The sequence below is a fragment of the Corynebacterium sp. CCM 9204 genome (assembly GCF_041357695.1).
GTDB lineage: Bacteria > Actinomycetota > Actinomycetes > Mycobacteriales > Mycobacteriaceae > Corynebacterium.
In genome coordinates this window covers 313,797-327,922 of sequence record NZ_JAUERX010000003.1, presented here as the reverse complement: position 1 = coordinate 327,922, position 14,126 = coordinate 313,797, and the positions used below count along the sequence as shown (strand labels likewise).

The following is a 14,126-nucleotide window of genomic DNA, read 5'->3' as shown; positions in this document are numbered from 1 at the left end:
GCATCCACACGGAGCTGCACCACACATGACCACCACCATCGTCGCCTGGGGTTTCACCGGCCCGGCACTGCTCACCATCGGACGGGCCGCAGATGAACTGGCCCGGGAGCACGGTGTACGCCTGATCCGTGTGCCACTTGACGATGATCTTCCCCCGGAGGCCGACGTGGTGTGGGTCCAGGGTGCGATGAGCCCGATGCTCGGGGAGCGGGTTCTCGACGCCGTCGGTGAGCGCCCCCTCTTCTCTTCCCCGCCGGTGGCGCAGTCCCTCCAGATCGCCACGGCACACGGCACCGGGATGGGGCGTCCACCACGCGATCCTTCGCCGGAGGCGCGGATAGCGCTCGCGCTGCGTCTGGTCACACCGGGCCGACTGGTGTACGCGGGCCAATTGTCCGCGCTGGTCGCAGGCCACACTGATTTCGATCCGGGGTCGATGCCCGACGACATCCCACGCGGGCTCTTCGACACCGGTCGCGGGCCAGAGCACCCGGTGGGCACCTGCGGGATCATCGGAACCGGCTTGAACGTCGCCGCGGGTGACGACAGCTACCTGCGCACGGTCGCGGAAGCCCTGCACCGGCGGGGCGTCGGCACCCACACGTGGCTCGGCTCCCCGGAGGACATGCCGAAGGACATGAAGGACCGGGTAGACGTGTGGCTGAATCTCACCGGCTTCACCGCCTGCGGTAATCACGGGACACCCGCCACCGACAGAGGCGTGGCGCTCGCCGAGGAGACGGACGCACCGTTGCTCACCCCGGTCCCCCTGCAGCGTGGCACGCTATCGGACTGGCACGCGGACCCCGGGCCGGTCGGCTTGTGGCCCGCGGCGGTGAGCATGAACATCGCCGTGCCCGAGTTGGAGGGAGCCACCGTGCCGTGGGTGTTCATGGGCCGCGACGCAGACACGAACCACCTCACCCCGGACGACACGGCGGTCACGCGCCTGGCGGAACGGGTACGCCGCACTATCGACCTACGCCGGGCGCGGCCCGCCGACCGGAAGGTGTCGGTGACGATCTTCGGCTACGACGGCGACGGCACCATCGGCACCGCCGCGCAGCTCGACGTCTTCGCCTCCCTCCACGCATTCCTGCATCGCCTGAAGGACGAGGGCTACACCGTCGAGGTACCGGACACCATCGAGGAACTGACGGACATCCTCGTTGGCGACGGCGCAGGCGGAGCACGCTCGCAGGCCAGCGAACTCGCTCGCTGGCGGGCCACCGAGTACGCGAGGGTACTGGGTGAGCACGCCGCGCGCATCGACGCCCCCTGGGGACGGCTGCCCGGGACCGTGGACACCGACGGGCGTGACCTGATCATCCGAGGCGCCCGCTTCGGCAACGTCATCGTTGGCGTGCAGCCGCAGTTCGGGGACGTTTCCGACCCGGCTGAGCTGCTCATGGCGAACGACTCCACGCCGTCGCACAGTTTTGCCGCCTACTACCTGTGGTTGGAACACGTCTTCGGCCACGACGTGATGCTGCACTTCGGCACCCACGGCGCGCTCGAGTTCATGCCCGGCCGCCAGACCGGGCTCGCCGCCGCCGACTGGCCGGTCCTGCTCACCGGCTCCGTTCCGCACCACTACCTGTATGTGATGGCGAATCCGGGCGAGGGCACCATCGCGAAACGACGCGCCGCGGCGAGCCTCATCACCTACCTCACCCCGCCGCTGGCGGACGCCGGACTGTACGGCGCACTGGACGAACTGGCCGAACTTCTCGACACCCACCTGTACTCCAACACGGGACCGGGACCAGTGCCGCAGGAGATCATCGACGCCGCGCTCCGCGCCGACTTCACCGAGGACCAAGCACAGGATCCGGTCGCGCTGCGGCGCGAACTGGAACGGGTACGCCGCTCCCCCATCGCCCTCGGCCTGCACACCGTGGGTCGTCCGATGGAGCAGCGGCAGACGGCCCGCTCCCTGGAACTCGCCGCCACGTACCTCGCGGACACCGGCGAGGCGGAGCGCACCGCGATCCTCGCCGACCTGGAGGAGAAACTGCAGTCCAACACCGAACTGGACGCCCTGGTCCGGGCACTCGCGGGCGGCTACACCCCACCGGTCGTCGGCGGTGACCCGGCACGCCGCCCCGACGCCCTGCCCACGGGGCGGAACCTGCACGCCATCGACCCTGTCTCCGTCCCCTCCGCTTCCGCCATCGCGCGAGGCAGGAAGACCGCAGAGAAGCTCATCACAGCGCACGTCGACACACACGGGAGCTTTCCGGAGTCGGTGGCGATCGTGCTGTGGGGCATCGACAACATCAAGACCGGCGGCGAGGGCCTCGCCCAGGCCTTCGCGCTACTCGGCGTGGAACCGATCGCCGGACCCCGGGGCCGCGTGGACACCTTCCGCATCCTTTCCCCCGAGGAGCTGGGGCGCCCCCGCGTGGATGTGGTGTGCACCCTGTCCGGCGTGTGCCGCGACGTGCTGCCGCAGCCGGTGCAGCTCCTCGACGAGGCGGTGCGCGCCGTCGCGGCACTCGACGAACCCGATGAACTCAACCCCCTGGCCGCCCACGCCCGCGCCCACGCCGAGGAGATGGACACCACGGCGGTGGAGGCCGCGACCCGGATCTTCTCCGCGGCGGCCGGGTCCTACGGCACCGGGGTGAACAAGCTGGTGCAGGCCAGCGACTGGGACGGCGAGGAGGATCTCGCCGAGATGTACCTGACCCGCATGGGCCACGCCTGGGGCACCGGCGCCGACGGCGCGGACGCGGGCACTGTTCTGCGCAAGGTGCTCGGCACCGTCGACGCGACCTTCCAGAACATCGACTCGGCAGAGACTTCCATCGCCGGAATCGACCACTGCTTCGAGTTCCTCGGCGGGGTGACCAGTGCCATCACCCAACTCCGGGGCGACGCCCCAGCATCCTTCGTCTCCCAGTCGTGGGCAGCCGACGTCAACGTCGGCACGCTCCGGGACGCGATGCAGCTCGAGTCACGCACCCGGCTGCTCAACCCGAAGTGGGTCGAGGGGCAGCTCGCCCACGGCTACGCCGGTGTCGCACAGGTTCGGACCAGGCTCGAGAACACCTTCGGCATGCAGGCCACCACCGGCACCGTCGACGGCTGGGTCTTCGACCGCGCCGCCGAGAACCTCCTCCTCGACGAGGACGTGCGCGCGCGCATGCAGCAGGCCAACCCAGCGGCGGTGAACTCCATGACCAACCGCCTGCTCGAGGCCGCCGACCGGGGACTCTGGGACGCCGACCCGGACACCCTCGACCAGTTGGAGGACATCGCCGACCAGTTGGATGGGGTGCTGGAGGGTATCGAGGAGATGTGAGCGGGGACGGAGTGCCCCGGGACACGACGCTGGGAGACCGTCACGGCTTGGCGTCAAGTATCTCCCGCACCCTGGACCGGTAACTCAGGACCGTGTGCAGATCTCGGTTGAGTATCGCGGCCAGGCGCATGGTGTCCTCATGCGCCGCCTTCGCGTACACACGGATCCGCTGCCCCGGCAGGGGAAACCCGTTGATCAACGGCTCGTGGTGGGCGACCCTATTACGGAGTTCGTTGACCCTGCTGACAACGGCGAAGGCGTACTCCCGGTTCCAGCGTTGGTTCTCGGCCCCTCGCCAGGGAACGGCACCGAGAAAGCCTTGACGAGGACACCACGCCACAGCACCTCGTAGTCGCATTTGATCCGCCGTGGTTTCTTTCCCGTGTAGCTCCCTGCGTCGGACAATCCACGCCAGAAACCGAACATGCACTGTGCGACGAGCCTGTCCGCGGCCTTTTCCGTGATTCTCCGTCAGCGTACTGGGGGGTGTTCAGGGACCGGTCATCGAGTGGCATGTCTGGGTTCCTGTACCACTCACAGCCCCATCCATCCTTTCAGTCGGGCAGACATCGCGGTGCGCAACGCCACCTCGAGAATCGCGAGGTCCGCGAAGAAGGCCGCCGCCAGCTCACGGTCCCACAGATACAGTGCACGTACCCGATCACCGTCCCCCTGGGCGGCAGCCAGGTAGATTCCCATCCGCGCCGGTGTGATCGACCGTTCCCGCGCGGTACCCCGGGGACCGCGCCTGCGATTCTCATCCTCGCAGACCACGGACAGTACCCTGCAACGTCGGGTGCGCCGGGTACCGCATTCGCCGGAGCCACGGCCCCGGCAAGGTACCCTGATGCCGTACATTGCTGTCCCCCGACTAGGAGCCCCTGACCAGTGCCCACTTACCCGTTCACCGGAATCGTCGGCCAGGACGAGATGAAGTCCGCCCTGCTGCTGTGTGCCGTGGATCCACTGATCGGCGGCGTGCTAGCGCTCGGCGACCGGGGCACCGGGAAGACCACCACGGTGCGTGCCCTCGGTGCCCTTCTGGAAGGGGCGGGGCTGAGCACTCCGGTGGTGGACATGCCGCTGGGTGTGACGGAGGACCGGGTAATCGGTTCCCTCGACATCGATGCCGCCCTCGCCCGCGGGGAGACGAAGTTCCGCCCGGGGCTGTTGGCTGACGCGCACGGCGGTTTCCTCTACATCGACGAGATCAATCTGTTGGACGATCACCTGGTGGACGTGCTCCTCGATGTCGCGGCATCCGGGGTGAACATCGTGGAGCGTGAGGGCGTGTCGCACACCCACCCGGCGCGGTTCGTGCTCGTGGGGTCGGGTAACCCGGAGGAGGGTGATCTGCGGCCGCAGTTGCAGGACCGGTTCGGATTGGCGACGTGGGTCACCACCATCACCGATCCCGCGGTCCGCCTGGAAATCGTGCGCAACCGTCTGGCCTTCGACCGTGACCCGGATTCCTTCCTGGAGTCCGTGTCCACCCGGCAGGGTGACCTGGGTGAGCGGGTGGTGTCCGCCCGCGACCTGCTGCCCGAGGTGACACTCGATGACGGACTACTGGCACGGATCATCGAGGTTTGTGCCGCCGCGGGCACCGTCGGGCACCGGGCTGAACTCGTGGTCAGCCGGGCCGCCGCGGCGCACGCCGCACTCGATGCCAGGACCTCGGTCGAGGATCGGGACGTGCATGCCGTCGCGAAGCTGTGTCTGCGGCATCGTATCGCCCGCGAGGCCTTCGAGACGCCCGCGGACGTGGAGGAACGGCTGGATTCGGTGCTGGCGTGATCTCCTCCGAACTGCGCCGCTGGTTGGATGCCTGGGCTCGTGCACTGCGGGTGGGGCTGGTGGTCACCGGGGACCCGGCCCTCGTCGACGCTGCCTGGCCGACGCTCCGGGAACTGTCCGGGGGTGTGTCGATCACGCCCGGGATGGAGCTTCCGGAGATCAACCGGACCACCGGGTCCACGCCGACGGCGGTGGTGGCACACGGTGACGTGCTCGCTGCAGAGCAGGCCGCCGCGATCACGAGCCCCCGGGTGCTCGTCCGCGCCACCGACCTGAATGAGGTGCCAGGCGCGCTGCTGGACCGCTGCCACCTGATCCTTCCGTTGACGGACCACGCTGGCGATGAATCGGTCACGGTGCTCCGCTCGCTTCTCGACGGCCCCCCTACCCGCGGCGTCATCAGTAACAAAGCCGACACCACGACTCCCAGTGCGGAAGTCCCTGTCGAGCGGATCGTGGACCTTCTCACCGCCTCCGGCCTCGCGGCCCACTGCCTCGACGTCCCCGCCGCACGTTTCGCCACGGCACTCGCCCGGACCGGTGCCGGTGCCGATGAAATCCTCGCCGCGGTGCACGCGCTGATCATCGCACCCCGGGTGCCGGACTCCCCACCACCAGCACAGCAACCGCCGCCACCTGACGAGCCCACAGAGGAACCGGAGCCTCCGGAGGACACAGAGCCGGGTCAGGAACCGGAAGAGAAACCGGAACCGCCGCGTCCCCGGGACGTGGAGGAACCGCCACAGGACGCCGACGGGGAGGAGTCCCCTCCCCAGCCACCGCGACTCGGCCGGGGGCGGGCCCGTGGGCCACGCTGGCCGGGCGACGGGGGCGCACTCGAGCCTTCCCGAACACGCGGGCGACCGCGCCGCTCCGTGGCGATGCGGAACCCGGGTGAATCACTCGCACTGTTGCCGACGCTCGCGACCGCGGCCCCCTGGCAGCCGGTCCGGCGACGCGCGAACCCGGACGATCCCCGCGGTGTACTCCTGGAACGGGACGATCTGCGCACCCAGGTGCGCCTGTCCCGGGGCGGCGAGCTGGTCGTCATCGTCGTCGACGCCTCTGGCTCGATGGGCGTCGGGGCGATCCGCACGGCGAAGGCCGTGGCACTGGGAGTACTCGAACAGGGCTACCGTCAGCGGAACCGGGTGGCGATCGTCATCGCCCGCGGCCGGGAGGCCTACGTCGGGCTCCCGCCGACGAAGTCCGTTTCCCGTGCCCGTGACTGCGTGCGTTCCCTGCCCACCGGCGGCGGTACACCACTGGCCTCGGCGCTGCTGCTGGCGGCCCAGATCGCCGGAAGGCAGGATCCCGGACGGGTCCGCGGACTGATCCTCACGGACGGCGCCGCGAACGTCGGTCTCCACGCCACGGGAAAAGAGGCCGCCCGCGCCGATGCCGTGCGGGCCATGCGTCAACTCTCATCGAACGTCCACAGCGTGGATGTCGTTCCACTGAACGCGGGCCGGGGACGAGGTCGGCGACGCGGCCCGGGGCACCGTGGCCGTCCGGGAGGAGATGTCGACTGGCTCCGGACTGCGGCGATGTGATGAGGCGGAACAGTTGGTCGAGACGGTGACGGAGATTCATCCCGGCGCTCCCGACCAACGGATACCGCATCAGTTCCCGGGGTCGTGATCAGATACCTGTGACGTCGGTGATCCACTGACGTTCTGCGTCCGAGATGGACATGAACGTGTTGGTGTTTGAGTTCGGCCAGTACGCGACGGTCACACCTGACAGCACACCGTTGCAGATGAGAGATCCCCCGGAGTCACCTGTGTTGAGGAATCCACCGTTCTGCCCTTTTCCACGGAGCTGGGAAGCGTTCGCACTCGTGATGTTGGTGTGTGCTCTGGTGATCCGGAAGTTCAGTCCACGCTGGTGCTTTGCGTACGCCCCGTCTGCGTAGAAGTCATCTTGCCAGAGCCCGTATCCGTAGGCGGTGCAGTTGGCGTTCTGCAGTCCTTCGGCTTGTCCACCCCACCGCAGGTTGTATCTGGGTGCCCACCATTGGTCCAGTCCGGGGACATGGACCAGTGCGAGGTCCTTCTTCGGGTCGGGACTGGTCACGATCTCATCGACCGAGGAACTCGGTCCGGAGTAGTAATCGGTGTCCCAGTTGATGTTGGGGTTGCCCCACACGACCTGCGTGGAATCCGTGTTGACTCCAATGTCGTCCACGCAGTGTTTCGCGGTGAGTACCCACCCCTGGCCGATATGGCTGCCGCTGCACAACAGATCAGCGGCCTTGTATCCGTAGGCCCATAGCTTCACGGTGGCGGCCTGATTCGAGTTGAATCCACCGACAACCGCTTGTGCTGGAATAACGGAAGACACGAGGACCGCAGTTCCGACTGCGGTGGACAGGGCGGCACGTCGGAACTTCTTCAGGAAACTGCTCATGGTGGGCTTCCCTTCACAAAGATATAGGGGCGAAGTCACAGTGAATAATGACTTATAACGCAGATCACTCTGGATAGTACAGCGATGCCCATTGCTTTGTTATGCCTAGTTGACACTTACCGATGTCCCCGCCCGGAACATCCGAAAGACCGGGGTGGGCCGACCGTAGGAATCTGGTGGTTCACACGCTCCGGACACCTACCCCCTCCCCGCGCGATGGAGTCTCCCGGCCCTCCGGATAACCGAATCCCTACGGCGTATAATTGTTTCTGCGCCCAGTTGGATCATCGGACTTGTTTCTTGCATGCGGTTGAGACAGGTCCCACCATCTCCGGGTGCCCCGCCCGACAACCCGGGCGATATGTGGACCTGTCCGGATCACACCTGGTGATCCAGAAAGTTGGAAAGAAACCATGACACACAGAATGATCTTCAACCAGACGTCCTACTTCGGGCGTGGCGCGATCTCGAATCTCGTTCCCGAGCTGCGTTCCCGCAATCTGAACAAGGTTCTGCTGATCACAGACGCCATTCTCCTGGAGACGGGTGTCACGGCAAAGATCACAGATCTGCTCGACGAGGCCGGATTCCCCTACGAGATCTTCAGTGACGTCCGCCCCAATCCTCCGGTGGAGAACGTCAAGGCCGCGGTCGAGGTGTTCAAGCAGTGCGGTGCCGACGCCTTAATCGGTCTCGGTGGTGGTTCCCCGCAGGACACCGCGAAAGCGGTCGGTATCATCGCGGCGAACCCTGAGTTCTCCGATGTTCTTTCCCTTGAGGGCGTGGCGGACACGAAGAATCCGTCCATCCCGATCATCGGTATCCCGACCACGGCAGGTACCGCTTCGGAGACGACGATCAACTACGTCATCACCGACACGGAGAATCAGCGGAAGTTCGTGTGCGTTGACCCTCACGATATTCCGGTCCTCGCCATCGTCGACCCGGACCTGACCGATTCGATGCCCCGTGGCCTCAAGGCAGCCACCGGCCTCGACGCCCTTACGCACGCCATCGAGGGGTACATCACCAAGGGGGCCTGGGAGTTGTCCGACTCCGTCCATATGACCGCCATCCGGATGGTTGCGGCAAATCTGGAGAAGTCTCTCGACGGCGATGCTGAGGCCGGCGAGAAGATGGCCTACGCCAGTTACATCGCAGGTATGGGATACTCCAACGTCGGGCTCGGACTCGTCCACGGCATGGCACATCCACTCGGCGGGCGCTATCACGCACCGCACGGGGTGGCCAACGGAATTCTTCTCGCTCCGGTCATGCGGTACAACGCGGAGTACACCGGAGAAAAGTACCGGGACATCGCGGACGCATTCGGTGTGAAGAACGCCTACGACATGCCTCTCGACGAGGCACGCACTGCTGCATGCGACGCGGTGGCTGATCTAACCGTTCGGGTCGGCAATCCGACCACGGTCTCCGCGGTCGGGGTCGACGAAACAGGTCTCGACGCGCTCGCTGACGACGCCTTTGCTGACGTCTGCACCCCCGGCAATCCGCGGGAAGCCACCCGGGATGAGATCCGGGAGATCTACGCGTCGCTGCTCTGATCCCAATTCTCTTCATCCGCTGACGGAGGAAGTAAAACGAAGGACCGCCCCGGGACATGAACCCGGGGCGGTCCTTCGTTTTAAACATTTTACGGCAACCGCTCCCTCAGTCGCTTCGAGGGAACGCACCGTTAACTCCTACAGCTTCGGAAGGTTGAAGTGTGCGTGGAGTCCGGCCTGGACCGCGTGGAACAGCCCGCCGATGAGTGCACCGAGGGCGGCGAGCACACCGAGGATGGCGAACAGTCCACCACCTGCGAAGCCGACGCTGGAACTCTTCACGTCAGAGGAGCCGACGGGAGCCTCCGACGAACCCTTGATGTCGGTTGAACCATTTCCTTCGCGACCGACGGTGACCTTGTAGATGGTGTCGTTCTCTCCGAAGTCTCGCGACGGCTTGGTGGTGATGAACACGTTGCCGTTGCCGTCGGTGGAGAGCTGGTTGGGCAGGTAGTCGATCCGACGGGTCGCGGTGACCTTGAAGGTCTCCGGATCGATCAGGTTCACGGTAGCGCCGAGGCGGTTGATGGAGTAAACCACATCATTGACTGAATCGTAGAGCACATCCAGCGGGCTAGCTCCGGTGGTGATCGTGGAGATAACCGTTCCGGTGTTCAGGTCGATGACCTTGACCCAGGAAGGCGCCTGCGTGGCGACGTAGAGGCGGTTGCGCTTGCTGTCGTAGGCGACACCAGCACCACGATCCCCCTGGACCTCCGGGTTGCCAAGGTCATAGGTGGTGACCTTGTTGTCGGCGCCAAGCTCGATCTTCGCGGCCGTCTTTCCGGTGAAGTCAACAGTGTAGATCGTGCGGCTGGCCTGATCGAGATTCAGCTCCATCGGCCCCTTCTGGAAGTTCGGGATCGAGATCGAACCCTTCTCCTCCAGAGTTTTACCGTCGAAGATGCGAATGTTGTTCTCGGAGACATCTGACGTGTTCTTGGAGGTCACATCACCGACATAGACGAGGCTGGTCGTTTCATCAACAACGATGTCACGCGGGTGGGACATACCCGACACGTTGACGGGGAAGGCCTTCTTCAAGTCTCCGGTGGTGGCATCGTACGCGGTGACAGAACCACCGAGGGTACGCCCGACCCACAGGGTGTTGTTCTTCTCGTCAACGGCAATACCGAACGCCCTGTCCTCACGGGGAGTGACCTCACCTTCGCGGGTGACGATCGGGTTGAAGGTCGGATCAACCTCGAGGGTATCGGGATTCAGCTTGAGGATCTGGGAGTGCTCATCGAGGTTGAACGGCGCGCGGGTGACGAACAGAGCATTGAGCCCCTTCGAATACACGGACTGGTAGAGGCCGGGGCTGACCTTCTTCTCCGCGAGGACGTTGATCCTGCTCTCATTCATCGCGTCAACAGCCGGGGTCACACCGTTGCGGCGGGCGACGAGGGTCTTCTCGGTACCGTTGATGAGCCGCAGCGTAGCACCAATACCCTTGCCGATGAGCGACTCATCGTTGGGGATATTGACCTCGGGGACGACGATAGCGCCGTCATCATCAGCGGTGTACGTGACCCCGTCCGGAAGCCAGTTCTGGCCTTCGACACCGACGGCGACCAGAGTCGCACCGGGTTCAAGGTTCTGCAACGTCGCGGTGACAGTGCTTCCGAGGGAGGTGTACTCGATGGCGGGAGCCTCGGTGCGTCCGAAGAGGACGGACTGACGGGCCGCACGGCCACCGACGAATTCAACATCAACGTTACGGGTCACCTCACCTGCGGTGAACACGACAGGAAGAGTTTTGCCGTCAGTGTCCTTGGATGCCGGCGTGATCACCACGGCATCCAACGCACCGGTCTCGGATGCCTTCACAGAATCAACTGCGGTGCCCTTGCCGTCGACAACGACGAAGAACTGTGCGGCTTTTCCGGCGACGGTCACGGTCACATCAGCATCCTTGGGGAAGGCACCTTCACCTGCAGAAACTTTCGCTACGGCAACAGTTCCACGATTGATTCCGGTAGCGGTGACCGTGGCAGTTTCCGAGGCAGCCGTGGTCTCAACGGCGGCGGTCTCCTGTGCCAGGGCGCTCGGTCCGGCGACGGCGATACCACCCGCGAGAAGTGTGGTGGTAACCAGTGCGGCAAGGGCCCGCCGACCGGAACGATGATGCGGCATTACGCTCACGAAAAACTCCTAATAGAGGTTGTCTTCAAAAAAGGGGGAGTGCTTGGAGAAGGGACACCACGGTACAGAATCCATTCACCATCAGCACAGGCTAAGCTAACTCTACCACCAAATCGGGGCAACCCCAGCCCCACGAGAGTGTCAGGAATCACGTAAACCTACGGTTTCCCCCTACACCGCTCAACGCACCCACACCGCCATCCCGCAGATCCCGAAAACCGGTCCCCGACTTCCACTTGCTACGCTTGAGCACCATGAAACGGAAAACGGGCATCACCAAGGTCGAATTGACGGTCGCAAGTATCGCATTCGCACTTGTCCTGTCATGGTCGGCAGGTTTCATCGACACCGCCCACCCGTTCACATCTCTCGGCTACGTGGTATTCACCTCGGCACTCTCAATCCTCGTGTTCGCACTGGTCACCAAGGGCTATAATCGTTTCTTCCGATACCGGGAGAAGTAGTTCACACCGTCCGCACACCCGGACACCGCAACCCCACGAGACGCGATTCTGCCGTGTCCAGACCCCGTGGGCGCACAGCCTCCCCGCGCCCGGAGTCCCGAACCGAATCTGACTGCATTCGATAAGCCACCGGGAGCTAGGCCGCACGGCACGATCGGGACACACCCCACCGAATGCAACGGCGATCCCCTGAGCCAGGAGCCGGAATCGGCAAATCCCCGAAAATGCCGCACCTTGCAGGCCGAAAAAGATCAAACCGCGGGACCGGGGAATAGCCTGCTCACCCCACTCCCGCAGCCACCACCGGCTTGGACAGCCCTCACCGGGTCCCGACCCAGGTGCAACCACACCCCAGAGACATCCCCATATCGATCCACGCAGTACGCGTTGACGTGGAGTGCGCAGAAGATCAATTGTTATCGCTATCAGTTTGTTTTCAAAACCTACTATTTTGCATAGAAATCCCCTGGTAAATCAACTCCACCTGCATCAATGATCAAGTGATACCCATCACCCTTGACAGGGTGCCCCAATAAACGTCACACTTGCACTAAGAACGTTCACACAAGTGAACGGCAGCGGCAAGTAGACACATTAAGACCTGTTCAATGCGATTGCTGGCCGTGAGATCGTTCACACACTCTGGAAAGGATCAATCATGATCAACCATCCGGCAATCGGTATCCGACCCCTCATCGACGGTCGTCTCGGCGGCGTCCGGGAGTCCCTCGAAGAGCAGACGATGGAACTCGCCCAGAACGTCGCGAAGCTCCTGCGCGAGAACGTCCGCTACACCGACGGAGAGCCTGTCGAGGTCGTCATCGCGGACACCACGATCGGTGGCGCCGCAGAAGCTGCCGCCTGCAAGCGGAAGTTCGCCGCCCACAACGTCGGCGCCGACCTGACCGTCACCTCGTCCTGGAACTACGTCACCGAGGTCATGGACCTCGATCCCTCAATCCCCCACGCCATCTGGGGATTCAACGGAACCGAGCGTCCCGGCGCGGTGACCCTGGCTGCGGCACTCGCCGCCTACACCCAGCTCGGAATCCCCGCCTTCGGCATCTACGGCCACGATGTCCAGGACGCCTCCGATGACGGACTGACCGATGACGTCGTCGCGCAGATCCTCAAATTCGCCCGCGCCGCCATCGCCGTCGGCCAGATGAAGGGCCGCAGCTACCTCGCCATGGGCACGGTATCCATGGGTATCGCGGGCTGCCGCGTCCCCGAGGTCGACATCCTCAAGTACCTGGGCCTGAAGTCCGAGTACATCGACATGATCGAGTTCGACCGCCGCATCACCCAGGGCATCTACGACAAAGACGAGTACGAGATCGCCCGCAAGTGGGTGCGGGAAAATCTCGTCGAGGGCGAGAACCCCAACCCCGAGGACAAGCGTCTCACCGACGCCGAGTACGAGGAGCAGTGGGACTACATCACCAAGATGACCCTCGTCGCCAACGACCTCATGAACGGCAATCCGAAGCTCGCCGAGATGGGCTTCACCGAGGAGTCCCACGGCCATGACGCCATTGCCGCCGGTTTCCAGGGACAGCGCCAGTGGACCGACTACAAGCCCAATGGCGACCTGCTGGAGACCATCCTCAACACCAGTTTCGACTGGAACGGAAAACGTCAACCGTCCATCCTCGCCACCGAGGGCGACGTCCTCAACGGCCTGGCCATGCTGCTCAACAACCTGCTGACCAACCGCGCGCAGCTCTTCAGCGACGTCCGTACCTACTGGTCACCCGAGGCAGTCAAGCGGGTCACCGGATACGAGCTGACCGGCCATGCGGCCCACGGTTTCGTGGATCTGCGGAACTCCGGTGCCACCGCGCTGGACGGTGCCTGCGGTGCCAAGGACGCCGACGGCAATCCCACCATCAAGCCCTGGTGGGAGATGACCGAGGAAGACATCGAGGCTGACATCAAGGCGAGCACCTTCCACGCCGCGATCAAGGAATACTTCCCGGGCGGCGGCTTCTCCACCCACTTCAACACCCCGGGTGACCTCCCGGTCACGGCGTCACGCCTGGTGATGGTCGACGGCCTGGGTCTCGCACTCCAGGTCTCCGAGGGTTGGACGGTCATGGTTCCCGACGAGGTCCGCGACACCATCGCCGACCGCACCAACCCGACCTGGCCGACCACCTTCTTCGCCCCGCGTCTCACGGGCGAGGGCGCACACCGCAGCGTCTACGACTGGATGGACAACTGGGGCGCCAACCATACGGCGACCGGCTACGGCCACTTCGGCGATGAGCTGCTGACCCTGGCATCGATGCTCCGCATCCCGGTGTTCATGCACAACATCGAACCCGAGCGCATCTTCCGCCCGCGGGCATGGTCCAGCTTCGGCACCACCGATCTGGAGAGCGCGGACTTCCGGGCCTGCGCGAACTTCGGACCCCTGTACCGCTGATCCCCCGTCCA

The 14,126-nt window shown here is 64.6% G+C and carries 10 protein-coding genes; 6 read left to right on the top strand and 4 right to left on the bottom strand.

The window, feature by feature from the left end; all coding sequences use genetic code 11:
- Nucleotides 1-25 precede the first annotated feature (25 nt).
- Entirely contained in the window at nt 26-3,307 is a 3,282-nt protein-coding gene (locus QWU43_RS07940) for a cobaltochelatase subunit CobN (protein ID WP_370917544.1), read from the top strand.
- 40 nt (nt 3,308-3,347) lie between these two features.
- Here QWU43_RS07940 and QWU43_RS07935 read toward each other — a convergent pair whose 3' ends face one another.
- Complete coding sequence (locus QWU43_RS07935) at nt 3,348-3,665, bottom strand: hypothetical protein (protein WP_370917543.1); 318 nt, start codon at nt 3,663-3,665, stop codon at nt 3,348-3,350.
- Between the two features lie 176 nt (nt 3,666-3,841).
- On the bottom strand, nt 3,842-4,081 hold the full coding sequence (locus QWU43_RS07930) for a hypothetical protein (protein ID WP_370917542.1): 240 nt from the start codon (nt 4,079-4,081) through the stop codon (nt 3,842-3,844).
- 114 nt (nt 4,082-4,195) lie between these two features.
- Between QWU43_RS07930 and QWU43_RS07925 the strand changes: the two genes are divergently transcribed.
- Nucleotides 4,196-5,104 carry an ATP-binding protein gene (locus QWU43_RS07925; protein ID WP_370917541.1) on the top strand — a complete coding sequence of 303 codons (909 nt, stop codon included), beginning with the start codon at nt 4,196-4,198 and terminating at the stop codon, nt 5,102-5,104.
- Nucleotides 5,101-6,657 (top strand): VWA domain-containing protein, encoded by a 1,557-nt coding sequence (locus tag QWU43_RS07920; RefSeq protein WP_370917540.1) that lies wholly within the window; start codon nt 5,101-5,103, stop codon nt 6,655-6,657. The genes QWU43_RS07925 and QWU43_RS07920 overlap by 4 nt, the downstream gene beginning before the upstream one ends.
- A gap of 88 nt (nt 6,658-6,745) precedes the next feature.
- Here QWU43_RS07920 and QWU43_RS07915 read toward each other — a convergent pair whose 3' ends face one another.
- On the bottom strand, nt 6,746-7,513 hold the full coding sequence (locus tag QWU43_RS07915; protein WP_370917539.1) for a trypsin-like serine protease: 768 nt from the start codon (nt 7,511-7,513) through the stop codon (nt 6,746-6,748).
- Nucleotides 7,514-7,926: 413 nt separating this feature from the next.
- Between QWU43_RS07915 and fucO the strand changes: the two genes are divergently transcribed.
- Nucleotides 7,927-9,078, top strand: a complete 1,152-nt coding sequence (fucO, locus tag QWU43_RS07910; RefSeq protein WP_370914458.1) for a lactaldehyde reductase — start codon at nt 7,927-7,929, stop codon at nt 9,076-9,078.
- Nucleotides 9,079-9,216: 138 nt separating this feature from the next.
- Here fucO and QWU43_RS07905 read toward each other — a convergent pair whose 3' ends face one another.
- On the bottom strand, nt 9,217-11,223 hold the full coding sequence (locus tag QWU43_RS07905) for a hypothetical protein (RefSeq protein ID WP_370917538.1): 2,007 nt from the start codon (nt 11,221-11,223) through the stop codon (nt 9,217-9,219).
- Nucleotides 11,224-11,477: 254 nt separating this feature from the next.
- On the opposite strand from QWU43_RS07905, the gene QWU43_RS07900 reads away from it, so the two are divergent.
- Entirely contained in the window at nt 11,478-11,687 is a 210-nt protein-coding gene (locus tag QWU43_RS07900) for a hypothetical protein (protein ID WP_370914460.1), read from the top strand.
- Between the two features lie 658 nt (nt 11,688-12,345).
- Nucleotides 12,346-14,115, top strand: a complete 1,770-nt coding sequence (locus QWU43_RS07895; RefSeq protein ID WP_370914461.1) for an L-fucose isomerase — start codon at nt 12,346-12,348, stop codon at nt 14,113-14,115.
- Nucleotides 14,116-14,126: the final 11 nt, after the last annotated feature.

Bases quoted from the DNA above. Each gene is read 5' to 3' on its own strand.
- fucO (WP_370914458.1), top strand. From the start codon at position 7,927: ATGACACACAGAATGATCTTCAACCAGACGTCCTACTTCGGGCGTGGC.
- QWU43_RS07895 (WP_370914461.1), top strand. From the start codon at position 12,346: ATGATCAACCATCCGGCAATCGGTATCCGACCCCTCATCGACGGTCGT.
- QWU43_RS07940 (WP_370917544.1), top strand. From the start codon at position 26: ATGACCACCACCATCGTCGCCTGGGGTTTCACCGGCCCGGCACTGCTC.
- QWU43_RS07935 (WP_370917543.1), bottom strand. From the start codon at position 3,665: ATGCGACTACGAGGTGCTGTGGCGTGGTGTCCTCGTCAAGGCTTTCTC.
- QWU43_RS07915 (WP_370917539.1), bottom strand. From the start codon at position 7,513: ATGAGCAGTTTCCTGAAGAAGTTCCGACGTGCCGCCCTGTCCACCGCA.
- QWU43_RS07900 (WP_370914460.1), top strand. From the start codon at position 11,478: ATGAAACGGAAAACGGGCATCACCAAGGTCGAATTGACGGTCGCAAGT.